Origin of the sequence: Crateriforma conspicua (genome assembly GCF_007752935.1) — a bacterium.
Lineage (GTDB): Bacteria > Planctomycetota > Planctomycetia > Pirellulales > Pirellulaceae > Crateriforma > Crateriforma conspicua.
Map to the genome: position 1 here is coordinate 4,443,715 of NZ_CP036319.1, position 25,209 is coordinate 4,468,923.

The following is a 25,209-nucleotide window of genomic DNA, read 5'->3' on the forward strand; positions in this document are numbered from 1 at the left end:
CTAATTCACCGTGGGCGAAACGGACTGCATCCCGGGCACGGTATCGCCGAAGACCTCGTTGCCACAGCGGCAAACGCATTGCCGCCACAACTGGTCCGGCGGACCGAACACCAGATCCGACGTCGCGTCACAGTACAACCAACCGCCGGCCTGAAATTCCAAGTCCAATTGTTGCGGCCCCCAACCGCTGTAGTCCGCAACAAATCGCACGCGGACATCCAAACGCCGGTACAGAATTCTCAAGTGGTCTTCGTCCCCCGTAATCCATGCCGGTGGGTTGCCCAGTTCAATGGACATCGATCCCCATGGTTCGGCCGGGTTGTCGTGGACGACGCATTGTCCCGACGGGTCATCGCCGACCTGGCCGACCGGATCGCCGACGCCCGCCAAATCGTGCAGGGCCAGCAGCGGTCCTTGGACCGGACCGCCGACGTAAATGAAATCGTCGTCTCGGCTCGGTCCCTTTTGAGAACTCATTTGGATCAGATCGCCGAATTTGCGATCCGTCGGACGATCCAAGGCCAATCCGAACGCCCCCTGCGGATCGTGCCGCAGGATGAACACGACGCTGCGCAGAAAATTCCCGTCGGACAGGTGCGGCGACGCGACCAAAAACTTTCCGGTCAAATCGATCGACATGGCGAAATAGCTTTCCCTCGGGCGTTAGCGACGGAAACCACGGTGCGGTGGAATCAGCCTTGCATGTCGTCTTTCCAAAGACAGCCCGCCCAAGACAATCCGACACCGAAACCTACCAGCATGTTAACCGACGCCGAAGTGGGTGCGACCTTCTTTCGTTGACGATCGATCAAGATCGGCAACGTGCACGACACCGTATTGCCGATGTCGGCCATGTCGATCGGCAACCGCTCGGTGCTGATTTGCATCCGCTGACGCAACTGATCCAGCATTTTCCAGGTCGCCTGGTGCATCAAGTAGCGATCGACGTCGGCGTCGGTCAGGCCGCTTTCTTCCAAAATTTCCCGGCACAACCTGGGAATCGCTTCGACGGTGAAATTGATCAGGCTGGGGCCGTCCATATAAAGCCGACTCTTCCAGCGTTTTCGGTGACGCGGCCGGATCGCATCTTCGGCAGGACGCGCCCCGCCGTCACCGACCAACAGCATGTCACCGCCGCTGCCGTCACTGCCAAACTTAAAACCCCACAGCGTTTTTTCTTCGGCCCCGGTGACCATTGTGGCGGCCGCCGCGTCACCAAAAATGGTCCGCAGGCTTCGGTCGTCCGCGTCGATGTACTTGCTGTACGTTTCCGCAGTGATCAACAAAACATTGCGTGCCGCGCCGCTTTGGATCAACCCATCGGCCATCGCCAGCCCGTAGACGTACCCGCTGCAGCCCAGATTGAAATCCAACGCACCACACTTCGTCGGCAACCCCAAGCGATCCTGCAACAGACAACTGGTCGTCGGCAGGGGATAGTCCGGCGTCTGGGTACAGAACAACAGAAAATCGACGTCGGCCGGATCAATCGACTGCTCGGCAAACAATCGCTCGGCCGCCGCCACGGCCAAATCCGAAGCGGTTTCCCCGTCGGCCGCGATGTGCCGCTGGTGGATGCCCGTCTTTTCAGCGATCAGCGGCAAATCCCAACGCGGGAACATCTGCTGCAATTCATCGTTGGTCTCCACCCGTTCGGGAAGATGCACAGCGATGGGACCAAGCTTGGCGTAGGGCACTGGATCGGTTGACCGTCAAAGGAACCCCGCGGCGGCAAAGTGCCCCGGGTCGCCCGCATCGTGGAAGCCCCCCGTGGAAACCGAAACGATCGAGCCCCCGGTGACCGGGCATCCGCCCGCGTCCGGGAAACGACCCGATCGACGACCGCCAAGAAGGCCACCGGATGATGCGGACAGATCGACTGCGGACGCATTCCGGACAACAAAAAAAAGGCATCCCGAAGGATGCCTTGTCGTCGAGAGCGGCTGATCGGATTCGAACCGACGACAATCACGTTGGCAACGTGATGCTCTGCCAACTGAGCTACAGCCGCGATGCAGGGAAGAAATATAAACGTCCGGCGAAGACTCGCAAGTCCAGTCTGGGATGAATTTACCCGCTTGTTAAAAAAACATGGTTCTCGGTAGACTTCGGGACTTACCCCATCGAATTGCCGGGGCCAAACCGTCACGCTGAACGTTTTGTTAACGTCGGTCGCGACCGCTGTCCCCCATCAATCGAATCTGATTCCCATTCACATTCCGCTCGCCCCGAGGCCACTCGCAGGATGTCCACCGACGTTGAAACCGCCGCCGACAACGAAAAGAAACCGATTCAGTTGGACGTCAGCGTTGAAAGCCCGCAAGCTTGTCTTCGCCAAGTGGTTGTAAAAATCCCCCAGTCCGAAGTCGAACGCTACCGTGAAGATGCGTTCAGCGAACTGGTCCCCGAAGCTCAAGTGCCCGGCTTCCGCGCCGGCCGCGCCCCACGCAAGCTGGTCGAAAAACAGTTCAAGGATCGCATCGGCGATCAGGTCAAAGGCGCCTTGCTGATGGACAGCTTGGCCCAGGTGACCGAACAACAGGAATTTTCGGCCATCAGTGAACCAGACTTTGATTACGAATCGATCGAATTGCCCGATTCGGGCGATTTTGTCTATCAGTTCAGCATCGAAGTCCGCCCCGATTTCGACACTCCCAAGTGGGAAGGCCTGGAACTGACCAAGCCCGTCGAAGACATCGGAGAAGCCGATATCGACGAAGCTTTGGAACGTGTTCTGTCGCGTTACGGCAAGTCGGAAGCCACCGATGAGCCTGCCGAAATGGGTGACACGCTGTTGTTGACCGCGACGTTCAAAGACGGCGACAACGTGCTGTCGACCATGGACGAAGAACGAATCAAACTGCAGGGCACCCTCAGTTTGTCTGATGCGATGGCCCCCAAATTCGGTGAAACGATGCTGGGCATCAAGGAAGGCGAATCACGAGACGTGGAAGTCGTCCTTAGCGATGGCCTGGAAGACGAAGACCTGAAGGGCAAGACCGTGACCGCGACCTTCGTGGCCGTGGAAGTCTACAAAGTTCAAATGCCCGAACTGACCCCAACTTTCTTGGAAGAACTGGGCGATTTCGAAAGCGAAGACGAACTGCGTTCCTTCGTCAAAGACTCCTTGACCCGCCAAGCCGACTATCGCACCCAACAGGCGGTGCGTGGCGAAGTGGTCGAAAAACTGACCGGTTCGGCGGAATTCGAATTGCCGCCGAATCTGGTGAAGCGTCAAACCGCTCGCGAACTGGAACGAAAGATCCTGGAATTGCGACGTAGCGGTTTCGCCGAAGACGACATTCGACGCTTCGTCAACGCGACCCGCCAAAACGCCCAGGCGTCCACCGAAGCCGCCCTGCGTGAACACTTCATCCTGGAACAAATCGCCGAAGAACAAGAGATCGATGCCGACGCCGGCGACTTCGACCAAGAAGTCGCCCTGATCGCCCAACAAAGCGACCAGCCCGAACGTCGCGTGCGTGCTCGTCTGGAAAAATCAGGCCAGATGGATGCGCTTCGCAACCAAATCGTCGAACGCAAAGTGATCGAACTGATCGTCGAAAAGGCCAAAGTCACCGAAGAAAAAGTCGACTCGCCCAAGGGTGAATCCGACGACTCCTTCGCCGTGTATCACAGCGTGATCGCATCGGCCGACGAAGAAGCGATTCCCGAAGCCCAGTACGAAGACAACACGCCCAAGGGTGTCGACGATTCGAAGCTGCCCGACGCCTAATCGCGCCGCCTGGCCGCTCGATGACCTGATTCCCCTCGGGCCGAATCACATCTTGCACTGTCGCCGCCGGCGGCAGTGCTTTTTTTGTGCGAAATGGGTTTGATGTGTGTGACCAGGATGGTGAAACAACCGCAGGATCAATTCTGTGTCGAACTTCGTTGACCCTGCCGCGTGACGATCGGCACGTAACCAATTTCCAAGCCCTTCGGTGGCGTCACAACCAACGCCCCGTCGATCGCTGCCAGATCCCCCGATTTCTGCGGCGGCAAATAATCGCGATCGGGGGTCCAGTTTTGGTGCAGCATTTCGATCCGGCGCTGCACCAGTTGCCGCTGTGCTTCGGTCAGGTCGGCATTCAACATCGCCGGCTGATCGGCAAAGCGATACCAGTAATAGGTCACCTCGCTGCCGTCACCCGGATACGCAAGGAACGGTCCGGCGACTGGTCCGGGACGCTTCCATTCGGACTCCGGTTGTTCGGGCGTTTGATAGGCCTCCGTTTCAGGTCGCTCAAATGGCTCGAAACGAACGGTTCTTAGCCCCGTGTCCGACGGAACCTCCGATGCCGCTATCGCCACCCAACGTTTCTTTCCGGCTTCTGCTTCATCCAGACGAAAGAAATCGGGCAAGGTCGTCAGCCCTTGATCCGGTTTCGATGCCGCCTTCCAGCGATAGCCAAACGTATCACGTTCAAACGCGGACGGCTGTGCGATCGAATTCCAATCGACCAACGCTCGGTCTTCTTTGGCCGTATCGCCGTCATAGATGCGCCAAGTGGCCGCGCCCTTGCCGGTGAAGTTATGGACCACGGATGCGTCGGGATCGATCGATCCGTCTGTCACTTCGCCGCCGTCAAACCATCGCCGAACCTCGTCCCACAAAGCCGATGACCGATAGGATCGAATTTGCTGAACGACGCGCGTTGAACCGTCGCCGGACACCGGATAGCGAACCGGTGCGACGCGAGCATACGTCTGACCGTCCTCGGATGTGCCGATCTTCGCCGGTACGTATTGGGTTTCCATCTGCAACGCACGGTTGGGATTCACGGCAGCGGAATCCAACAACTTGCCCTCCAGCTCCGGTTTTTCGGTCAGCACTTGGGTCCAAAAATAAGGTGCAAAAAATGCGACCGGTCCTTTGAAATTCTCGGCCGACAGAAATAGCGTCCAGCAACGATTACCCGTCGCGACCGGTTTGCCGGCGGTCGTTTCCTTCTGCGGCGTCAACGGCAAAGGCAAATAGCCATAGCCGAACCATTCACCGCGAGTCCCCTGGGCCAGATTCAATCCATCGGGCGGCCACAACAGACGATTGCTCAGTTGAACCACGCCGTACTTGCCTTTGGGCTCGTCCCAATCACGGCCCTTTCCGGCGCCCGGACCGTTGGCCCAGCGTCGAAAGTTTAGATCAACGCCGCCCATGATGAACTTCGGTGTGGCGGTGGCAAAACGGGTGTCACGCCACCATCCCAAGCCACCCTCGATATCCGTATAGACGCCGGCTTGCAGCGGACGCGGAACCGGCGGGTCAAAGACGGGAAACATCCATGTACCGAACAATCCGGTTTGAAACCGTCGCCCCGGGTAGTGTTCCAACAGCGGCCAAGCCGACACGTACACCGAAAACCCCGAATCGTATTCACCGGGGACCCTATCATTGGGCGCAAGCAAATAGCCCGCCATCACCGCGTCGTTTACCGGCGTCTGCGCCCCCGCCCCAGACGCCATCAACACCAACAAAAACCAAGCACGCATCACACACTCCAACAAAGGGGACGGGGGTCTTTTCTCACTCGGCCGGCTTGATCCGATACAGAAAACGGTCGCTGCGAAGCAAGACGCTGCCATCGGCCAACAGCACCGGGGACGCGGCGAACAGGGAATCGTCGCCCAAGTCGGTGTGCGACAAGAGTTCATATTCGGGTCGGGCAGCCAGCACGAATATTCCGTTCTCACGACTGACGTAATACAAACGGCCATTTGCCAACAGCGGCGTGGCATAGATCTCTTTGGACGACGGGCGAAAACGCTGTTCGTAAACCACTTCGCCGGTTCCAGCGTTCACGCAGTAGGCGATTCCCCCCTTGTCTTTGGCCCAATACAGATACCCGTCCTGATACACGGGAGATGAAACATTGGCACCTTCGGCAATTTTCCACATCCGATGTGTGTCGGTCACGTCGCCGGTCCCACCACTGCGGACCGCCAATGCTTCGCCCTGTCGCCCGCCGATCGCATACAAGACACCATCTTGCACCGTGATGCTGGGACAGACGTATTCTTCGAAGCCTTCACAGTGCCAACGTCGTTCACCGGTTCGAGGATCCACGGCTCGAATTTCGCCAACCGCGGATATCGCCAACTCGTCGTGTCCATTGACCGTTTGATAGATGACGGGCGTATTCCAAGCTTGTTCGATTCCTTCCTGACGCCAAGCTTCGGTGCCATCCTCTTTATGAAGCGCGATCAAGTCCCCGCATTCATAGCTGGCGTTCACGATAACGAGGTCTTCGTACATTATCGGTGATGTACCGGCCGGATACTCGTGCGTGTCATCCCCCACAAATGTTCGCCACCGTTCGATCCCGTCGTGGTCAAAAGCAATCACACCGGACGCCCCGAACAGAACATAGACACCAGATTCGTCGGTGGTTGCTGAACTGGACGCATAGCCCGCTTTCGCAGTTCCCCAGCTCGAAAAGATGTCCTTCTCAGACGGATCGGCAATCGATCGCTGCCAAAGTTTTTGTCCCGTGCCGGCGTCAAAACAAAAAAGATGACGAACCAGCTTTGTCGGATCACCGGGCTGTTCCTTATCGACCGCGTAACCGGTGAAAGCTGTCAGATAGATGTGGTCACCGAAAACCACCGGACTCGAAGCACCACGGCCCAGCAGCGGCGTTTTCCAGGCAATTGCATCAACGTCCCAGGTCTTCGCCACGCTAGTCAGCGAAGTACGATTAAAATCGGATCCGCGAAACTGGTTCCATTCTTGGCCCCGCGCCAAACCGTGTGACCACAGCCCAAGGATGCAGAGCGAAAAGGCAAATGTTCGATTCATCTTTATTATGCTGTGTCGTCCTACGACCGGATGGACCGTTTTGCGAATGAAGAGTTCATTCAAAAATCAACACGGATGTCGCACACACTATCACCGCGGATGATGTATCAACCACCGGCGACTTTGCGTGGTCGTCCCCTTGGCCGAATGGTGGACCACAATCCTAATCGATCCGCCATCTGTTCGGTCCAATCCTGGTCGCCAAACGGTCGATCACGATCGACACTTCGACGCACCGCCTCCAGTTCTTTAGAGCTCAGGGCCTGGTTGACTCTCGACACCCAATCCGATGCCCTGCGGACAGGCCAAGAAGCCAAAATTGCCGGTTTCGGCTCCGGTTTCTGCAACCATCTCCAAAGCGATCCATGCCGCCAAGCCTCCGCCTTGCGAACCAGTCCAGCCCGCAACGCGTTGCGTTCGACATAGCGACAAACTGTCAAGAAATGTGCGTCATCCTGAACCGGAAAACTTTTGAAACGTGACTGGTAAAGATGGCCTTCGCCGGCCCGTTGGTAGTGCGCATGATGCCGCAGCGTGTGTGTCGCGGTCACCCAACGCATGAACCGCCCCATCATGCCGTCGGCCAGTGGACGAAGCACCAGATGCCAATGATTCGGCATCAGGCAATACGAAAACAACTCCACGTCGTAACGCTCCAGGCCATCGGCCAACGTTCGCTCAAACGCTTGATAGTCTTCTTCCTTTCGAAAGATCGCTTGGCGGGCATTTCCACGGTTCAGCGCGTGGTAAATCCCGCCCGCCTCATCCACTCTTCGTTGTCTCGGCATCACATCCCCCTTGTCGCCTAATTGCCCCAGCCAATTGTTTATAGCCGATCATCACAGCGTCAGGGTGGACGCACGATCCCGAAAACCGAAAAAGACCCCCGTCCCCTTTTCAGGTGGTCGTTTCGTAGTGGACGATGATCAGGACGTCGCCGGCGGCGAAGGAGCTCATCGTTTGGCCACCGGATGATTGGTTGGCCAAGTTGCCCGATATCGACAAAACACGGACGCCACTTTTGCGCAGCCAGCGATTGATCGTGTTCTCAAGTTCGTCCAGTTCGCTGTCGACCGATTTGAAAATCTTAACCTGTTGCATGGCTGGCGATCCGCATTGTTGGGCGTGACGGGAAGCAAGAAAACCAAACGATGCTCGAAGTATCGCTTGATTGCGTTCCCGCAGTTTATGACCGTCAGCGGCGGACAGACAACAAGATGCACTAGCGGATGACGTTGCCCGCGTCGGGCATCGCAATTCTTGTCGCCGGTTCATCAATGTCAGTGTTGGGCAATCCCCAATCGCTGGGCGATGTCGCCACGTTTTCACCGTCCGCGTCGATTTGGCTCAGACGTTGCGGGGACTCGATTGGACGCAATGCAGGTTGTCGGCCTTGATCGGGTTGCCAGACACAAACCTGGACATCATCAATGATGGCTTCGCCGGCACCGATCAGTTCAAAAATGACGTGCACGTCTGCATCACGTACGACTTGGCGATACAAACGCACAGGAGTCCACTGGGACTTGCCGCGAACCAGAACGCCCATCGCCTGGCCACCGATGGAATCGGAAACCAACAGACCGTGATGCGGCGCACCAAATCCCAACGTGCGCACCAAAGCATCGATTCGAATGGCCGATCCGGCTTTCAAGTGAACGCCGGGGCTACGAATCTGCACCGCCGTCCCGCCATAGCCGCCTGGAAGGACACCGGAAATTTTCGGGGTCACCGTTGCGCGTAGTGCCCCCGCCCCGCTGAACGCCCCGCGACCAACAATACGGACTTCGTTATGGACCCAATCGGACAAACGTTGGCCCATTTGCCAACGTCCCGTTCCGATCAGCTGGGCAGAATCCAAACCGCCGGAGGTCAGACGGTTCGGTCCCCAACCGGACTCGTTCATCAACGGTCGCCAAATCGCTTGGATCGTATTGTCGCCCAAATCGATCGGCGGAGAACTGGTCGGCGAAGGCCAATCGGGCATCAACGATTCGGCCAACTGCCATTGGCTGCGTGCGACCCAGGCATCGACACGTCGCACCTGGCGGAACCAATTGTGAAAGTCACCACCGCGCAACAGGCTTTCGGAATTCTGTAGCGTTCGTTGTGCCAAGCTTGCCAGTTCATCGCCCGCCGGGCGAGTCGCCGATTGCAATGAGCGCACCAGTTGTTGATCGTCGATTGCTTGCCGGACCGACTGGTTGGCCAACTGCCAACGGTCCTGCGCTGCTTGATTCACGAATCGTCGCGCCGATGCCACCAGCCGAGCCCCCAATCCGGGATCATGACTGCAAACGATGATCTCTACGAAATCGGGCGACACGATCTGCAACGAAGCACCGTTCCCGTCGGCTTGCGGAGTCAAACGATCGGCGGAAAAGTGACTGACCCGCCAATAGGTTTTGGCAATATCGTCCGGCGCCAACCGGATCGTGACGGCCGCACCGTCGCCCGCCAGGGTCTCGCTGCCTCGGGTGGCGGTGGACGTCAGCAGCCAGGTTTCAAAGTTGTCACCGACCAACCGCGCAGCCGAATAATCACCCTCCACCGTCGGCGGCGATGCAGGACGCACGCCGACCACCCATGGTGTCAGTGCCGCGACCAGTCGATTGGTGTAACTGAGAGCGGATGCGCGTTGCGCCGACAAGTCGGTACCTGAGCTGAGCGATCGAGTGGAGCGAAACAGAATCGCCGACGGCTGTAACTGCAAACCGTGCACGACCTGACGCAACATCGACGGCCACCGAAAAGCGCGAGGACGTGGGGCGCCAATCCCATCGGCGATGCGTTCGACTTGGACCAACAGCTCTTCAACCGGCATGCTGGGCACACCCACGATCCGCTGGGTGTCTTCTCCCCAAGCCGGCAATGAAGCCACCAATTCCGCGACCTCCTCCGATGGACGCAGCCCACGACTGGCATGCGGAAAGTCGCGCACCATCGCGTCGGCCATCGGTGAAAATCGGTCCGCCTGTTCCAACGGGCTGACAATCAGCGGACGCTGCCAAGCGGTGGGCCATCGTCGAAGTTTGCGTGACTGGCGATCAATGGCATCCGTGGCCGCAGCATCAACGGCAATCGCAGATCCCAGATACCATCCAGCGACCGGATCCAAATACAGTTCCATATCGGGATCAGGTGCCTCCGGCGGTGGCGCGTAAAGACTGACTCGCTCGGTCATTGCCTCCCGCAAGAGTGCTTGTGTCGGTGGAGACGCCAACAACACCGCATCAAACCCCAGGGTGCGCAGGTAACGCAGCGGTTCCCCGTTGTGTTGAATGATTTTGACCAGCTGACCGTGCTGAAAAGCCGGACGATCGTCCGCATCATCGCGTTCGGTCAAACGCTGGGGAGCTGTCGACGAATTCGCCGACGGGTCCATGGCGTCCGACGGTCGATCCGATTGTCCCGGATAGATGCGGCGCAGCTTGGTGGTTGTTGCATTGACCACCTCCGATCGATCATCCGTCGGCCCGGCCACCGGAAATTCGCCGGGACGTCGGACATACGACATGGGAATCATGCCGACGACTTTCAGCTCGTCGATCCGCAACCGAATGTTGCCGGCACCGCAGTAGGCGTTGATCACGACGGCATCGACAAACGGGTCAGACAAGTCGGCACGAATACCATGGCGTTGCCGGATCGCGGTCGACTGTACCCGCATCATCCGTTCGATCGCTCCCACACCGATGCGTTGATACTGGCCGTCCGAATCATAGGTGGCACCGTAAACGATGATCGCCTCGCTCCGGTGCGTCGACTTGTCTTGCACGTGCGGAAATCGGATTCGGAAACCGACACGAGCGCCGGGTTTGGCACAACGCAATGCGACGCTGGCCGACAGTGTGTCCAGCGGCATGATCGGTTCCAGCGGATAAACCAACAAAGCTTCGCTGCCATTTCCCGCATTCAGTTCGATCAGTTCGCAAGGATTGCCGTCGATGCCGCCGGCGGGCAAATGCGATTGTTTGACGACGGTGGCATCACAGTCGCTTTGATCCAAGAACCACTTCGCCGGTGGCGCGTTCAAGCGGTCGTACAGAACGGTTGCCTCGGCGGCCGAGTCGGAATCGGCCCACAAATTCTGCTGGGCGGTCGGTGCCAACCAGACGCCGGTGTGCAATGTCCCGGACGCTTTGGGAATCTGTGGCAAACCCTGGTCCGGATCGTCGCGTGACGGGGCCTGAAAAATCATCGGCTCCTGTGCCGCCATCGGCCGGAATGTGCCGGGCAAAACGAATCCGACCAGTGCGAAAAGAGTCACCGCCGCGACCACGCCGGTTTGCCGAGTGAATCCCGCACACGTCAGCCTTTGCCGAGACCGCAGATCCGTTCCCGCGTCGATCGGTTTGGGGCAGACAAAGAACATTGATCGTTGACCAAGAGGTGTGACAGCGGAACAATCGACCCCGGTGGCAAAGTGGATGTGGTTCTATCGCCACGTCGCGTTGATTCCCGGCAACATCGCCGCGGGACCGCGCCGTGACGTCCACAAAGCCTTTGACTACCAAGATTTACGGACCGAAGCCAAGACGAATCAACGTCGATAAAACGCAACACCGGTTTCAGGGACCCACAGGCATCAAATGGACGCAAGTCGTTTCCAAGAAACGACTTAACGGCGCCAAAGAGGCCATTTCGCAAGGACGCGGCATCCGGCATGCAAGGAATGATTTCATCGAACCCAATGACGCGACCTATCGGAGCGACCCTCGATGCCCAAAGCAATCGGAAACCCCGTGAGCCCGACCGAAGAAACCCCCAGTGAATTGGTGGAAATGGCCAAAGCGATCGACGCCTTGCCCGCACGTTATCGCGACTCCGTCGCCCCCGCCCTGCAACGTGTCGTCGAATGCAGCACCCGACGCCGCCGAATTTTGAATCTGGTCCAGGAAGCCCTTTCGCAACTGCGATTGGACATGAAGTACTTGATCTTTGACTTGGAAGCGACGCGCCGCGAACGCGACCAGTACAAAGAAATGCTGGAACAAGATGGCCGACTTTAGGCCCTGATCCAAAGACCCCGCTTTGGCGATGCGTCGCATCATCAAGATCGGCGGCAGCCTGCTGTGCCGCCCCACGTTGGTTGCCGATCTGCGGCGATACCTGAACGACCAACCACCGGCTCACAGCCTGTTGGTTGTCGGTGGCGGCCAGATGGTCGATGCCGTCCGCGAACTGGACGGTTTACGTCCGCTGCCATCGGCCGATGTCCACTGGATGTGCGTGGATCTGCTTCATGCAACGTTCCAGATGTGCCGATGCTGGCTTGCCGAGCTGGATGCGATCGACCGCCGCAACGATCTTTCGCAGTGGTTGGAACGAACCGACGATGCGCGGAACACTTGTCCGGATCCCCGCACGACTTGGATCAGCCCCCGCGCGTTTTATCGACGCGAAGATGACTCGGGCAAACTGCCGGAAACATGGGCCACCACGACAGATTCAATAGCCGCGTTGTTGGCGGAAAAGACGCATGCCGACGAGCTTGTGTTGCTGAAGTCTTGCGACGTTGATTCGAAAGTCGACGTGGACCAGATGACCGAATCAGGAATCGTCGATGCAGCTTTTCCGCGTGCCATTGAACGCTGGATCAGTGATCGTGGCCGGGACGCATTGCAGGTCATGCGGTTGCCGGACGACCATGGCTAGCGCAGTTCATTGCCGCCGCATCGGTATTTTTTGTTTGGCAATGACGGCCAACACGAAAAAGACGCCACGAACACCGATGACAGGTTTTCGTGACGCCTGATGATTTCTGGGACGATCCCTAGCGCAGCCTTAGCCGATCAAGGTTTTCAGCATGGGGAACTTGGCCAGCAATTGTTCCAAGACTTCGTCGCCGACTTTTTCTTTAATGAACTCGACGACCATTTGAACGAAGCCACCGACCTTGTCGGCTTCCAGTCCGGATTCCGACAGTGCGGCCCCCAATTCGAAGCCACCACCGGCCGATCCACCGAGTGCGGACGAAGCCATGCCGGCCAGTTTGCCCAACATGCCGCCACCACCGGCGGGCTGAGCGGCCGCACCGCTTGTCGCGGCATCGGAGGCGCCCGGAATCTTGTCGGCAATTTGGCCGAACAAGTCGTCGCCGGCATTATCTTTGATCATCGACATCGCTTTTTCGCTAGCCGTTTTGGCCAACGACGGATCAATTCCCAATTGCGATGCCAAGCGTTGAATCAGTTCGTCCATGGTTTAGGCTCTCTCCCCGAGGTACACGAGCGTTCAGTTAGAAAAGTTGGAGTGACAAGTCACCAATAACACGGTGTCGTCAATTCAACGCGACATCCGGCCCTGGTGTCCGCGACTTTTCTAGTCCTGGTGGTGGATCGTTGCAGGCACCGGATCACCTTTGGGGATGAATTTCATGGAAATTGAATTCACGCAGTGGCGAACATTCTTTTCCGTGAAACGTTCGCCTTCGAAGACGTGTCCTAAGTGTCCGCCGCAATTGCTGCAGATGATTTCCACGCGATAGCCGTCGGCATCGATTTGTCGATCCACCGCGCCTTCGATTTCGTCATCAAAGCTGGGCCATCCACAATGGCTTTCGAACTTGTCGTCGCTGCGATACAGCGGTTGGTTGCACCGGCGACAGATGTAGGTCCCGGGATCCTTGGTCATCGTGTAACCGCCGGGTCCGGGCGGTTCAGTGCCTTTGTGCACAATCACGCGAGCTTCTTCGGCGGTCAATTTGTTGTATTGCGACGGGGCCTTTTCGGTCATCGTTGTGTCCTGATCGGTGCTTGACGGGGAATCCGGCGAACCCGATTCAGCCTCCGCCGCCGGGTCGGCCGCCATGCCATCGGTGTCCACATCGGACGGATCGCAACCGGCAACCAGAATCGAAAGAAGGCCGACGGCCGCGGCGGTGGCAATGATTCGGCGGACTGCATCCAATTTCAACGCGAATTCGGTTTTCAAGTTACGCATCCTGGTGATCGGTGAGGGTATTTTTTGCCTCAAGGCAACCGTTGCGGACGAAATTGACGATCCCGCTCCGGACCAATGCCCGTGTTTCGGGGGCTCCCTGATTTCGGGGGCTCCCAGATTTCGGTGGCCCCATCGAACCAGTGTATCAGCCGGACGGTCCTCGCCGAATGTTGGGCCAAGGGTTACCTTGTTCGATCTTGGCGGCGGTGGTTCGCAATGGACGAAATCCATCGTCACCAGTTCCGAGCCGACCGCCCCGATTCCCGCCTTGAACCGTTCGCGCGCCGCTGCGTTGCCCGTTGCCGATCCCCCCGCAATTCATTCCACGTTGCCGCTAAGGCGATAGACGCGATTCCCGCCAATGACACGTCCGGACGAACCCGATCCCGCGAATTCCCCCCAGCCTTATCAGGCGCCGGGTGATCCAGGGCCGGAAGATTCGGGCGGCCCGAAACCGGTACGGCAAGCGGCGATCGCATTCATCCTGCTGACGCTGTTTATCGACATCTTGGGCATCGGGATCATCATCCCGGTGTTGCCCGAGGTGGTCGAAGCATTCGTGGGCGGGGACACATCGCGAGCGGGAATTTACGTCGGCGTGATCGCAGCGTCTTACTCGCTGATGCAATTCATCTTTGCCCCGATCATCGGCGCTTTGTCGGATCGTTTCGGGCGTCGGCCGGTGTTACTGGGATCGATGTTCGGATTGGGCATCGATTTTTTGATCCAAGGTTTCGCCCCCACGATCGCTTGGCTGTTCGCCGGTCGAGTATTGGCCGGCATCATGGGTGCCAGCATTACGACGGCCAACGCTTACATCGCCGACGTATCCGACGACGAAAACCGAGCCAGGAATTATGGGCTGGTCGGTGCCATGTTCGGTCTTGGTTTCACCGTCGGTCCCGCGCTCGGTGGTTTGTTGGGATCGTATTGGTTGCGATTGCCTTTTTTCGTTTCGGCCGGGTTGGCGTTGGTGAACTGGCTGTACGGCTATTTCATCTTGCCCGAATCTTTGCCGCCGGAAAGACGCAGCGCGTTGAACTTGGCCAAAGCCAATCCGGTCGGTTCGCTGGGATTGTTGAAGCGGTACCCGATCGTCGCCGGCATGGCGATCGCCTATGTGTGTGCTTCGCTGGCCCAGCGTGGCTTGGAAAACGTCTGGGTTCTGCAGACAGGTTTTCGCTATGGCTGGGGCACGCGAACCAATGGATTGGTGCTGGGCTTGGTCGGCGTGATGGCCATGATCGTGATGGGCGGTATGGTACGGCCGACCGTGCGACGATTCGGTGAACGCCGTGTGGCTATCGCGGCGACGATCATTTCCGCGGTGGCGTTCCTGGGTTACGGCCTGGCATCGGAGGGATGGATGGTCCCGATCATCATCGTGTTCGGATCGCTGGGCGGCTTGGCCAGCCCGGCGGTGCAAAGCATCGTGGCTTCGGCGGTCCCGTCGGGCGATCAAGGCAAGGTCCAGGGCGCTTTGACGTCATTGGTCAGTCTGACAAACATCGCCGCGCCGCTGATTTTCACCGCGGGTCTGTTCAGTTACTTCACGTCCGAACATGCGCCGATCATCTTGCCGGGAGCCCCCTTCTTTTTGGGTTCGGCGTTGCTGTTCGGCGCGGCAATCGTCTTGAACCGCGTGTTTGTCAAGTTCCCGTCGGCGCCGCCGGCCGAAGAAGACGGCCAGGACCGCGGCGTTCGCTTGAGTGACGCGTCATCGGTGACGCCACCGACATCGGACGACGGATCAACGGTGGTGGGGCAGGGTGGCCACTGAAAACGGCCGTCCATCAAGCCCGGCGGCATCGTACAGTCGACGCAAGCAAACCATCCAACGGTGCCAGCATTCGACGGTCTCCGGCGTGCCCACCCGCAACGCATCGTCGCGGTCGAATCCCTGTTCGCTGATTTGCACCGTCGTTTCCAGTTGCAGCAACGCTTCCAACATCAGATGGACGCGACAGTCTTCTTCGGTCATGCCGTCGTCGTCATAGACCCAGGCTTGCGGCCCCAGCACGCGATCGAGTGCCCCACACGCAGCTTGGCTGACGTTTTCGGCGTCCAAGACGACGCGAACCGAACCACACTGGACGTAATACTTTGCCATGATCGTTTCCTCCCTAAACCACATCGGTGACAGTGTTGACGCCGGCGGATCACGGCACTCCCGTGGCCCCTTCGTTCGCGTCGACATGGGTAGGATCGTGCAGGCCCGTGACAAGTCTGGTCACGGTGACCGGAAAACCATTTTCGGGACTCCCAAAGCCTGTTCGGGGCCCGCTCGGTCCAGCGGATTCGCCCGGTCCAGCGGATTCGCCCTGTTACTGGGGCGGATATCGGCCGCCATTTCGGCTCACTTCCCCAGGTGTGATGCCCACGACACGGGCAAGCCGGGTTGATGCATCGGTGCCGGCAACGAACACTGTGCTGCTTCAGCGACCGTATTGCGAACGCCATGACGTTCGGATCGGTTCGTCGTCCCAGTCTCGACCGATCTAGCCAAGGACCCGTCTTCCGTGGGCATGCGCACCGCCTTCCGCGCCTTTGCGGCCGCTTTGTTTGATAAGACCGTTTCCGAAAAGATTGACGCCGTGTTGTCCGGCGACGACGTCCAGCCGGCGGCATTGCCAAGCCCCCAGCCACGGCTCGAACCGTCGGCGGCGTCCGCCCCAGCGCCAGCGCCGCCCGCACGCAGCGAAGCAATCACACTGTTGGCGACGCTGCAACGTGAATCTCGATTGGTCGACCTGGTCTATGAAGACCTAACAAACTTTGGCGATGCCCAAGTCGGCGCGGCGGCACGACCGTGTTTGCAACAGTGTCAAAAAACGCTGCAACGCGTCCTGGACATCCGTCCGATCGAAACCGCCGGTGAAGGCCAGACCGTGAACATCGGCGACCAGCCGTCACCGACGCGGTATCAACGTGTCGGCGACGGCCAAAGCGCGACGCCACGTTTGGTTCACCATGGCTGGATGGCGGGGCAGGTCAGTTTGCCGGAATGGACGGGCAACGACGATGACGCCGACGTGATCGCCCCGGCACAGGTCGAAGGCTGATTCACGAAGCATCGCGATTGGTCGGCCACGAAACGTGGACTTCCAGCACGGTTCCACGCTGGGGTCGCGAATCAATCCGCAACGTCATGCCCGCCGCGTCGGCGCGGCGTTGCATCGTCCGCACGCCGTAATGATTGGGCGGTAAGTCGCCCGTATCGAACCCGGTCCCGTCATCGGTGACCGTCACACGGTATTCATCCGCATCCAGCTGATCAGCGACGATGATGCTGTCGGCCGAAGAATGCTTCACCGCGTTTCGAATCGCCTCAGCGATGATCCGATACAGTTGGATTTGGCGTTCGGCGGAGATGACCGTCGCTGATTCGTCGGTTCCCCATCGCCACTGCAGACGTTTGTCGTCGGGATAAAGCAATTCGATCACGCGTTGCAGTTCATCGCGCCAATTGGCGGCATTCACGTCGGGTGTGTGTGACCAATTCAAGATTGCCCGCGCCGTTTGCATCGCATCGGCCAGCCAAGCGGACACCTGCCGCATTTCATCGCTGTCATGCCGATCGATGGTCGCCCGAGCGACAAACAACAGCGGGATCAAATCATCGTGAATTTGATCGGCTAACTCCGAACGATCCGCTTCGATGATCTGCGTCGCGGTGGCCAAGTCGACGCTCGGAACCGTCCGGTCATTCATTTCCAGCCCTTCGCGCGGCCCGTCATACCGCCCACGACAGATCCGGGACCGTTCAGCTGAACCAGCCTTTTTTGTCGAAGCTGGCCAAAGCCTTTTCTTCGGAATCGACGATCGAGAACAGCTTGTTCAGCTTCGTGATTTTGAAGACTTCCATCACGTTGGGGGACACTTCACAAAACTTCAGTGTCACGCCCTGTGCCTTGCAACCTTTGTTCAGCATGACCAACTTGGTGATCATGGCCGAGGACATGAAAGACACGCCGCGGAAATTAACCAACAGCTTTTTATGACCGGCTTGGGCGATCGCTTCTTGCAATTCGCGGCCGACTTGCTCGATGCGTTGTCCGTCCAAAATCTTGCTGTCAGTGAATCCCACGACCAAGATTTCGTCGTGCATCTGCGAAGTGATGGCGGACATGCGTCAATAATTCCAGGGCTTCGAAGCTCGTCAGATGTCGCGTTATCGCGACGGTTTGGCACCAGATTAGCAGCCCATCGCTACCCCTGCAATTCGCCGTGCCCCAGATGATTCGACGCCACCGAAAACCGCCACAAGAATCCGACCGAGTCTCGCGGATCGCCATCGGCGTGTTGGAAGCGATCGGACGAATCGGCCGCTGGACTTTGGAAACGGCATTCTTGTGCATCGCCGGATTCGCTCTTGCCGCTGCCATCCACACGGTCGTCGTGATCATCGGCGCAGTCGCCGGTCTGGAACAAACGTTCCTGGACGATCGGATGTCGCCCAACGACATGGCGGCCGCGGGATGGTGGATCGGTTTGGCCGCCGGACTGTTTCGCTTGCCCGCGAATCTTCGTCGACCATTCGGCCAGCAGATCGACGATTCTTCGGAAGACTCCACGGAACCATCGAACGTTGACGACACAAACGTCGAAGACATGGATCGCGGGCAACGAAGCACCACCGTCTGGGATCGGCTGCGGCACCTGGCGTTCGGTGGGTTGATCGGTGCGGGCGGCGGCTTGATGCTGGCCGTTTATGTTTGTGTTCTTTGTACGGCGGTCCTGCTGTGCCCGCTGACCCCGGCGACCCGGAATTCGTCCCTGGTCATCGGGCAAGCCGACGTTGCGGATGGACGCGATCACCCGCACTCGTCCACGGCATCAGGAAATTCCGACGGATCGGTTCAGTTCTGGCACCCGGTATACGGTTCGATACTTTTCTGGTGCGTCGGCGGCGGTACGATCATCGGTGCCCTTGCGGCCGCGGCGATGTCACCAACGTCGACGCGATCGGATGCTTTGACATGAATGGAATGAATTCGCCCGACTGACCGCCCACGTGCGAAGCCGCGGCCGAGACGCAGTGGTCAAAATTTTTTCGGCCAATCGTCTGATTTTTCGGCTAATAAATCGCTGTCTTCATCGTTGGTCCGATGTGCAGGGCGCCGGGTATGCAAAAATACCGACCGTTGGCCTTGCCGAAATCCTTTTCACGACCAACGACTTATCTCACTTTGCCCACAAGGATGACTGCCGTGTCGATTCGACGAATTGCTTTCGCGAGTGCTTCGCTTTTGTCCGCGTTCCTATTGATGGCTTCACTCGGCATGACGCAAGACGAACCTTCGGATCCGCAATCCCAATGGCAGGCGGTCCAGCAAGCGATCAACCAAGGACGTCCCAAAACCGCCATCGAAAAATTGGATCCGATCGTCCGGCGCGCCGCCGAAAACAAACAGTACGACGAATGGATCAAAGCGGTCACGCAGCGGATCGTTTTGCAGGGAATGATCCAGGGCAACAAGCCGGAAGAAAAGATCACCCGAATGCAAACGCAGATCGATCAGGCTCCCGACGAGGTGCGTCCGATCCTGCAAGCTATCGTTGCGAACTGGTACTGGCATTACTTCCAACAAAACCGCTGGCGTTTCATGCAGCGGACCGAAACGGAAACCGCACCGAGCGAAGATTTCACCGAGTGGAGTCTGCCACGAATCTTGCGTGAAATTGATCGCCAATTCGACTTGGCCTTCGAAGACACTGAAACATTGAAAGCCGCCAAGGTCGAACAGTACGAACAGTTGCTGGACAACCATGATCGTGGCGCCAACTTTCGGCCGACGTTGTATGACGTGCTGGCCCACAACGCATTGAGTTTTTACAGCAGTGGAACTCAGGCGGGCAACCAAATCGAAGATGCCTTCGTCTTGTCGGCCGACGACCCCATCTTTGACACCACCGAGCGGTTCCTTGCTTGGACACCAGACACGTCCGATGAGGATTCGTTGTTGCTGCGATCGATTCAGCTTTATCAAGATCTGCTGCGGTTCCACGCCGACGACGAATCCCCCGACGCACGACTGGACGCGGACTTAGGCCGCCTGAGTTTCGGCAACAACCACGCCCAAGGTGACGACAAGACCCAGCGTTACCAATCCGCCCTGGAACGCTTCATCGAAGATCATCGTGGCGAAACCGTCACCTCGCGAGCGATCCACGAACTGGCCCAAATTCACTTCAACGAAAACGATCGTGTCACAGCACACCGACTGTGCATCGACGCGTTGGAAGACTATCCGGATTCGATCGGCGCGAATCGTTGCTTCAACTTGTTGGAACAGATCCGCAGCAAATCACTTCACATCGAAGCCGAACGTGTTTGGGCCGATCCCGTTCCACCGATCCACGTTCGCTATCAAAACATCACCAAAGTTCATTTCAAACTGGTCGAATTTGATTTCGACGCTTTCGTCAATTCGGATCGCTATCGCCCGATGCAGATGGATGACGATTTTCGCGATGCTTTGTTGTCGATGCCGGCGGTCAGCACTTGGGAAGCCGACCTGACCGACCACGGTGACTTTCGCCAACATAGCCATTCAGTCAAGGTTCCCGATGGGATCACCCCCGGTTCGTATTACCTGCTTGCCAGCCAGTCGGCGGACTTTGCCAAGTCGGACAACCAGCTGAGCATCGCCGAGGTCTGGGTCAGCGATCTGGCGTTGGTCATTCGAAACGACAATCGCACCGGTCGCTTGTCAGGTTTCGTGCTGAACGCAAAATCCGGTGAACCGATCCGTGGTGCCAGCGTGCGATCTTGGATGCGTGAACCGCGGACCAATCGTTTTCGCCCGCTTCGTACCGTTCGCAGCGATGCAAACGGGTTGTTCCAAATCAACGCCGCCGATCGCAACAGCGTGATGCTGCTGGCCAGCCACGACGGAAATCGTCTGAGTTCACACAACTACTTCAACACCCGACGCGTTGAACCGAATCACCGAACCAACGAATCCACTCAGTTTTTTACAGACCGCAGCCTGTATCGCCCCGGTCAAACGATCCGCTTCAAAGGCATCTGTTTGTCGGTGTATCAACACCAAGACCAATACAAGGTCCTGAAGAATCGGTCGCTTAGCGTGACGTTGTCGGATCCGAACGGGAAAGAAGTCGAAACGCTGAAGGTTCGCACCAACGATTACGGCAGCTTTTCCGGCAGCTTCACCGCCCCTCGGGACCGGCTGACCGGACGTATGACGTTGAAAGTCGTCGATGGTCCTCGCGGTCAAGCCAACATCAACGTCGAAGAATACAAACGTCCGAAATTTCAGGTCGAACTGGAACCGCTGGCCGACCAAGCGTCTTTGAATCAAGTCGTCACGGCGACGGGCAAAGCAACGGCTTACACCGGAGCGGCGATCAACGATGCCAAAGTCACTTGGCGTGTCGTGCGATCGGTCAACTATCCGGTCTGGTGGTACTGGCGTTGCTGGTGGATGCCGCCGCAAAGCAGCAGCCAAGAAATCGCCCATGGCACCAGCATGACCGACGGGTCCGGTCGATTTGAAATCGAATTTACGGCGAAACCGGATGCCAGCGTTGCCAAGGATTCCGAGCCGACGTTCCGCTATGAGATTCACGCGGACGTCACCGACACGACCGGCGAAACACGATCCGACAAGCGGACGATCAGCCTAGGTTACACCAGCCTGGCCGCATCAATGACGGCCGACGATTGGTTGACCGCGGACGAACCGGTATCGATCCGAATCCGCACAACTTCGCTGGACGGACAACCCCAAGCGGCAACCGGAACCGTCAAGATTCACCGCTTGGTTCAGCCCGACCAGGTGACTCGTCAATCATTGACGCGTGCTCCTGATCCCTTCAGCCCGCCGGCGTTGTTCGACGAAGGTGAAACGAAATCGCCCGACGAAATCGATCCCACCAATCCAAACTCCTGGCCGCTGGGCGATGTCGTCGCGGAAACCGAATTCGAAACCAACGCCAGCGGCCAGACCACGTTCAAAGCATCGCTGGATGCGGGCATCTATCGTGCGGTGCTGACCAGTCGGGACGATCGCGGAAATGAGATCTCGGCGTTGCATCCGATGCAAGTGCTGGACTTGGACGCCAAGCAACTGGACATTCGGCTGCCCGAGATCTATCAAGCCAAATCGTGGTCGGTCGAAGTCGGCGAGGACTTTCAAGTCTTCTGGGGCAGCGGATATGAACAGGCGCGAGCATTCGTCGAAATCGAACATCGCGGTAAGGTGCTGAAATCTTTCTGGACGCCCGCCGATCGAACCCAAGCATTGATCGAACAGAAAGTCGAACCCGGAATGCGTGGCGGGTTCACGATCCGCACCACGATGGTTCGCGAAAACCGTGCTTTCCTGCACAGCAACACGGTTTCGGTTCCCTGGTCGAACAAGAATTTGTCGATCCGATGGGAACACTTCGTCAGCAAGCTTTCACCGGCGGAAAAACAAACGTGGACCGCCATCATCGAAGGCCCTGACGCCGAACGAGCGGCCGCCGAAATGGTGGCGACGCTATATGACGTATCGCTAGACGCGTACCAACCGCATCAGTGGTTGCAACGCTTCAGCGTCTTTCGCCGTGACGGATCATCGGTGCGATCCTATTTCCAAAACCACAACCAGAACTTGCAAGTTTTCTGGAACGACTGGACCACCCGCAATCGCGACGGCAGCTTGGTGTACCCCAGCCTGGCCGGTGAATTGGTCCACAACTTCATGGGCTATCAATTCATGCGTGGCCGCATGATGCGAGGCGGCATGGGTGGGGCCATGGGACGTTCGAACATGTTTTTTGGTGCCGCGCCCCAGGCCGCACCGATGGCAGCCAGCCCGGAAATGGCCGACGCATTTGGAATGGACGATGCAGAGGTCGCCGAGGGAGCGATCATGTCCAAAGCGTCCGCGGGAATGGGGGGAATTGGCGGAGGCGGTGAGGCGGAACAAGCCCCACAGCCCGACATCGATCTGTCGGGTGTTCAAGCCCGCAAGAATTTGAACGAAACCGCGTTTTTCTTCCCACACTTGACCGCCAGTGACGACGGCACGGTGCGGATGGAATTCACGATGCCCGAAGCCCTGACCGAATGGAAATTCATGGGCTTCGCCCACGATACGGAATTGGCCAGCGGCGGTCTGATCGACAGCGTGGTGACCAGCAAGGATTTGATGATCCAGCCGAATCCGCCGCGTTTCTTACGCGAAGGCGACCAGATCGAATTCACCGTCAAGGTCAGCAACCTGTCGCCGTCACGGCAAACCGGCACTGTTCGACTGACGTTTGCAAACGCTCGCACCGGAGATACCGTCGATGCGTTGCTTGGAAACGATTCGGTCGATCAAACCTTTGAAGTCGCCGCCGGTGAATCCAAGTCTTATTCTTGGCGATTGAATGTTCCCGACGAAATCGGATTCCTGACCTACAAGGCGGTCGGCTCGACCGGGCGTCTTTCCGATGGCGAAGAAGGCTATCTGCCCGTCCTGTCGCGTCGCATTCTGGTCACCGAATCGTTGGCGTTGCCGATCCGTGGTGCACAAACCAAGGACTTTCGTTTCGACAAATTGGCCGATTCGGCGGGGTCGGAATCGCTGCGGCACCAGTCGCTGACCGTGCAAATGGTTTCCAACCCGTCGTGGTACGCCGTGATGGCACTTCCATACCTGATGGAGTTCCCGCACGAGTGCAGCGAACAATTGTTCAACCGAATTTATGCCAACGCGCTGGCGCGAAAGATCGTCAACAGCGATCCGAAGATCGAACGCATCTTTGAACAGTGGCGGGGCACCGAAACGCTGGACAGCCCACTGTTGAAAAACGAAGACTTGAAAGCGGTCATGATCGAAGAAACGCCCTGGTACCGCCAAGCCCAGGCCGAAAGCCAAGCTCGGCGAAACGTCGCGGTGCTTTTTGATACCAACCGTTTGAACGATGAACTTGATCGTGCGGTGGAAAAGCTTGCCGATCGTCAACTGGACGACGGCACCTGGTCGTGGTTCCCCGGTGGACGCCAAAACCGCTACATCACCCTGTACATCGTCACCGGCTTCGGCCGCCTGGATCATCTGGGTGTGAACATCGAAACCGACGTGGTCGACCTTGCGATCCCGGAACTGGATACCTGGATGACGGAGATCTACGAAGACATCAAAGCCAAGGACCGAGACAAGAATCACCTGTCATCCACGGTGGCGTTGTATTTGTACGGCCGCAGCTTTTTCTTGAAAGATCATCCGATCGCTGCGGAGCATCGCCAAGCCATCGACTACTGGGTCGATCAAGCATCCACGCACTGGTTGAAACTGGCCAACCGACAATCGCAGGCACACCTGGCGATCGCCCTGAAACGGTTCGGCAAAACGTCTTCCGCACGCGCTATCATGGTGTCGATCAAAGAACGCAGCGTCACCGACGAAGAAATGGGCATGTTCTGGCGTGACACCGAACTGTCATGGTGGTGGTACCGTGCCCCGATCGAAACCCAGGCGATGATGATCGAAGCCTTCGACGAAGTCATGGACGACCAAGTTGCGGTCGAAGACTGCAAGGTCTGGTTGTTGAAGCAAAAACAAACCCAAGATTGGAAAACAACCAAGGCCACTGCCGACGCCGTGTACGCGTTGCTGTTGCGTGGTGGAAACGAATTGGCATCCGACGAAATCGTCACCGTCGCGCTGGGAGGTGAAGAGATTCAGCCCGAGCGGATCGAAGCGGGCACCGGTTTCTACGAACAACGATTCACCGGGTCAGAAATTTCCGCCAAGCAAGCGGACGTTCGTGTCACGAAGGTCGACGACGGCGTCGCTTGGGGCAGCGTGCACTGGCAATACATGGAAGACATCGCCAACGTGACCGCTCATGAAGGCACGCCGCTGAAACTGTCGAAACAGTTGTACGTCAAAAAGAATACGGCGTCGGGCCCCAAGTTGCAGCGTGTCGATGGCCCGGTGGAAGTCGGCGATGAATTGGTGGTGCGTCTCGTTTTGGCGACCGATCGCGACATGGAATACTTGCACCTGAAGGACCACCGCGGCAGCGGTACAGAACCTGTCAACGTGCTGTCGTCGTATCGCTATCAAGACGGATTGGCGTACTACGAATCCACTCGTGATACCGCCAGCCACTTCTTCATCGACTACCTGCCCAAAGGCAAGTACGTGTTCGAATACTCGACCCGCGTCCAACTGCGTGGTGAATATCAGACGGGTCTTGCGAACATCCAATGCATGTACGCACCGGAGTTCAACAGCCACAGCGAAAGCCTGCCGATCCAGGTCCAGTGAGCATTCACTGTTCGATTGGCGGGCATCGTGCGGTATGCGCTGGAGTCGCGAACACGGCCGGTCGCTAAACCGAACGCCAATCCAGACCCTCGTTCAATTCATTCAAATTGCGAGGGCCGTCGGGGGTGACGAAACAAACGGACTCAAAATCCTATCCCCACCAGTTTCCATGCAGCTATCGATGCCGCGCTA

The 25,209-nt window shown here is 57.9% G+C and carries 20 protein-coding genes and 1 tRNA gene; 8 read left to right on the forward strand and 13 right to left on the reverse strand.

The genetic code is table 11. The features are described 5' to 3' along the window. From Mal65_RS16190 to Mal65_RS16200, 3 genes are all read right to left on the reverse strand, one after another. On the reverse strand, positions 1-639 hold the full coding sequence (locus Mal65_RS16190) for a YqgE/AlgH family protein (RefSeq protein ID WP_145299717.1): 639 nt from the start codon (positions 637-639) through the stop codon (positions 1-3). A 53-nt stretch (positions 640-692) separates the two neighbouring features. Further along, a complete protein-coding gene (locus tag Mal65_RS16195; protein ID WP_145299720.1) occupies positions 693-1,697 on the reverse strand; it encodes a ketoacyl-ACP synthase III in 1,005 nt (334 codons plus the stop codon). A gap of 241 nt (positions 1,698-1,938) precedes the next feature. Then, positions 1,939-2,011, reverse strand: a tRNA-Gly gene (locus Mal65_RS16200). 234 nt (positions 2,012-2,245) lie between these two features. Here Mal65_RS16200 and tig point away from each other — a divergent pair. Further along, a complete protein-coding gene (gene tig / locus Mal65_RS16205) occupies positions 2,246-3,736 on the forward strand; it encodes a trigger factor (protein WP_145299723.1) in 1,491 nt (496 codons plus the stop codon). Between the two features lie 137 nt (positions 3,737-3,873). Here tig and Mal65_RS16210 read toward each other — a convergent pair whose 3' ends face one another. The 5 genes from Mal65_RS16210 to Mal65_RS16230 all read right to left on the reverse strand — a co-directional run bounded on the left by Mal65_RS16210 (position 3,874) and on the right by Mal65_RS16230 (position 11,174). Beyond that, complete coding sequence (locus tag Mal65_RS16210) at positions 3,874-5,493, reverse strand: hypothetical protein (RefSeq protein ID WP_196784226.1); 1,620 nt, start codon at positions 5,491-5,493, stop codon at positions 3,874-3,876. 34 nt (positions 5,494-5,527) lie between these two features. Next, a complete protein-coding gene (locus Mal65_RS16215; protein ID WP_145299726.1) occupies positions 5,528-6,799 on the reverse strand; it encodes a BamB-related PQQ repeat family beta-propellar protein in 1,272 nt (423 codons plus the stop codon). Positions 6,800-6,906: 107 nt separating this feature from the next. After that, positions 6,907-7,587 carry a transposase gene (locus tag Mal65_RS16220; RefSeq protein WP_145299728.1) on the reverse strand — a complete coding sequence of 227 codons (681 nt, stop codon included), beginning with the start codon at positions 7,585-7,587 and terminating at the stop codon, positions 6,907-6,909. 109 nt (positions 7,588-7,696) lie between these two features. After that, positions 7,697-7,900: a hypothetical protein gene (locus Mal65_RS16225; protein WP_145299730.1), complete on the reverse strand. Its 204-nt coding sequence runs from the start codon at positions 7,898-7,900 to the stop codon at positions 7,697-7,699. 121 nt (positions 7,901-8,021) lie between these two features. Then, entirely contained in the window at positions 8,022-11,174 is a 3,153-nt protein-coding gene (locus Mal65_RS16230; RefSeq protein ID WP_145299733.1) for a hypothetical protein, read from the reverse strand. A gap of 43 nt (positions 11,175-11,217) precedes the next feature. On the opposite strand from Mal65_RS16230, the gene Mal65_RS26575 reads away from it, so the two are divergent. The 3 genes from Mal65_RS26575 to Mal65_RS16240 all read left to right on the forward strand — a co-directional run bounded on the left by Mal65_RS26575 (position 11,218) and on the right by Mal65_RS16240 (position 12,457). Further along, entirely contained in the window at positions 11,218-11,355 is a 138-nt protein-coding gene (locus tag Mal65_RS26575) for a hypothetical protein (protein WP_165701321.1), read from the forward strand. A gap of 165 nt (positions 11,356-11,520) precedes the next feature. Continuing rightward, positions 11,521-11,811, forward strand: a complete 291-nt coding sequence (locus tag Mal65_RS16235) for a transcriptional regulator (protein WP_145299736.1) — start codon at positions 11,521-11,523, stop codon at positions 11,809-11,811. A gap of 28 nt (positions 11,812-11,839) precedes the next feature. Continuing rightward, positions 11,840-12,457, forward strand: coding sequence for an amino acid kinase family protein (locus Mal65_RS16240; RefSeq protein ID WP_145299739.1), 618 nt, complete (start codon positions 11,840-11,842; stop codon positions 12,455-12,457). 129 nt (positions 12,458-12,586) lie between these two features. On the opposite strand, the gene Mal65_RS16245 is transcribed toward Mal65_RS16240, so the two are convergent. Both Mal65_RS16245 and Mal65_RS16250 read right to left on the reverse strand, forming a co-directional pair. Beyond that, positions 12,587-13,003, reverse strand: a complete 417-nt coding sequence (locus Mal65_RS16245; RefSeq protein ID WP_145299742.1) for a DUF2780 domain-containing protein — start codon at positions 13,001-13,003, stop codon at positions 12,587-12,589. Positions 13,004-13,123: 120 nt separating this feature from the next. Further along, complete coding sequence (locus Mal65_RS16250) at positions 13,124-13,744, reverse strand: methionine-R-sulfoxide reductase (protein WP_231131155.1); 621 nt, start codon at positions 13,742-13,744, stop codon at positions 13,124-13,126. Between the two features lie 361 nt (positions 13,745-14,105). Between Mal65_RS16250 and Mal65_RS16255 the strand changes: the two genes are divergently transcribed. Then, positions 14,106-15,524: a TCR/Tet family MFS transporter gene (locus tag Mal65_RS16255; protein WP_145299745.1), complete on the forward strand. Its 1,419-nt coding sequence runs from the start codon at positions 14,106-14,108 to the stop codon at positions 15,522-15,524. On the opposite strand, the gene Mal65_RS16260 is transcribed toward Mal65_RS16255, so the two are convergent. Next, a complete protein-coding gene (locus tag Mal65_RS16260) occupies positions 15,495-15,854 on the reverse strand; it encodes a hypothetical protein (RefSeq protein ID WP_145299747.1) in 360 nt (119 codons plus the stop codon). The genes Mal65_RS16255 and Mal65_RS16260 overlap by 30 nt on opposite strands. A gap of 415 nt (positions 15,855-16,269) precedes the next feature. Here Mal65_RS16260 and Mal65_RS16265 point away from each other — a divergent pair, with 415 nt between their 5' ends. Next, entirely contained in the window at positions 16,270-16,806 is a 537-nt protein-coding gene (locus tag Mal65_RS16265) for a DUF2760 domain-containing protein (RefSeq protein ID WP_231131379.1), read from the forward strand. 1 nt (position 16,807) lies between these two features. Here the strand turns inward: Mal65_RS16265 and Mal65_RS16270 are convergent, their stop codons facing one another. Together Mal65_RS16270 and Mal65_RS16275 are read right to left on the reverse strand one after the other, a co-directional pair. Next, positions 16,808-17,455 carry a sensor histidine kinase gene (locus Mal65_RS16270; RefSeq protein ID WP_145299752.1) on the reverse strand — a complete coding sequence of 216 codons (648 nt, stop codon included), beginning with the start codon at positions 17,453-17,455 and terminating at the stop codon, positions 16,808-16,810. Positions 17,456-17,507: 52 nt separating this feature from the next. Further along, entirely contained in the window at positions 17,508-17,873 is a 366-nt protein-coding gene (locus tag Mal65_RS16275) for an STAS domain-containing protein (protein WP_145299755.1), read from the reverse strand. A gap of 98 nt (positions 17,874-17,971) precedes the next feature. Here Mal65_RS16275 and Mal65_RS16280 point away from each other — a divergent pair, with 98 nt between their 5' ends. Continuing rightward, entirely contained in the window at positions 17,972-18,727 is a 756-nt protein-coding gene (locus Mal65_RS16280; protein ID WP_145299758.1) for a hypothetical protein, read from the forward strand. A 218-nt stretch (positions 18,728-18,945) separates the two neighbouring features. After that, entirely contained in the window at positions 18,946-25,017 is a 6,072-nt protein-coding gene (locus Mal65_RS16285) for an alpha-2-macroglobulin family protein (RefSeq protein WP_145299761.1), read from the forward strand. The last annotated feature ends 192 nt before the right edge of the window (positions 25,018-25,209 follow it).

Bases quoted from the DNA above. Each gene is read 5' to 3' on its own strand.
- Mal65_RS16190 (WP_145299717.1), bottom strand. From the start codon at position 639: ATGTCGATCGATTTGACCGGAAAGTTTTTGGTCGCGTCGCCGCACCTG.
- tig (WP_145299723.1), top strand. From the start codon at position 2,246: ATGTCCACCGACGTTGAAACCGCCGCCGACAACGAAAAGAAACCGATT.
- Mal65_RS16210 (WP_196784226.1), bottom strand. From the start codon at position 5,493: ATGCGTGCTTGGTTTTTGTTGGTGTTGATGGCGTCTGGGGCGGGGGCG.
- Mal65_RS16215 (WP_145299726.1), bottom strand. From the start codon at position 6,799: ATGAATCGAACATTTGCCTTTTCGCTCTGCATCCTTGGGCTGTGGTCA.
- Mal65_RS16220 (WP_145299728.1), bottom strand. From the start codon at position 7,587: ATGCCGAGACAACGAAGAGTGGATGAGGCGGGCGGGATTTACCACGCG.
- Mal65_RS16225 (WP_145299730.1), bottom strand. From the start codon at position 7,900: ATGCAACAGGTTAAGATTTTCAAATCGGTCGACAGCGAACTGGACGAA.
- Mal65_RS16230 (WP_145299733.1), bottom strand. From the start codon at position 11,174: ATGTTCTTTGTCTGCCCCAAACCGATCGACGCGGGAACGGATCTGCGG.
- Mal65_RS16235 (WP_145299736.1), top strand. From the start codon at position 11,521: ATGCCCAAAGCAATCGGAAACCCCGTGAGCCCGACCGAAGAAACCCCC.
- Mal65_RS16240 (WP_145299739.1), top strand. From the start codon at position 11,840: ATGCGTCGCATCATCAAGATCGGCGGCAGCCTGCTGTGCCGCCCCACG.
- Mal65_RS16245 (WP_145299742.1), bottom strand. From the start codon at position 13,003: ATGGACGAACTGATTCAACGCTTGGCATCGCAATTGGGAATTGATCCG.
- Mal65_RS16250 (WP_231131155.1), bottom strand. From the start codon at position 13,744: ATGCGTAACTTGAAAACCGAATTCGCGTTGAAATTGGATGCAGTCCGC.
- Mal65_RS16255 (WP_145299745.1), top strand. From the start codon at position 14,106: ATGACACGTCCGGACGAACCCGATCCCGCGAATTCCCCCCAGCCTTAT.
- Mal65_RS16260 (WP_145299747.1), bottom strand. From the start codon at position 15,854: ATGGCAAAGTATTACGTCCAGTGTGGTTCGGTTCGCGTCGTCTTGGAC.
- Mal65_RS16265 (WP_231131379.1), top strand. From the start codon at position 16,270: ATGCGCACCGCCTTCCGCGCCTTTGCGGCCGCTTTGTTTGATAAGACC.
- Mal65_RS16270 (WP_145299752.1), bottom strand. From the start codon at position 17,455: ATGAATGACCGGACGGTTCCGAGCGTCGACTTGGCCACCGCGACGCAG.
- Mal65_RS16275 (WP_145299755.1), bottom strand. From the start codon at position 17,873: ATGTCCGCCATCACTTCGCAGATGCACGACGAAATCTTGGTCGTGGGA.
- Mal65_RS16285 (WP_145299761.1), top strand. From the start codon at position 18,946: ATGACTGCCGTGTCGATTCGACGAATTGCTTTCGCGAGTGCTTCGCTT.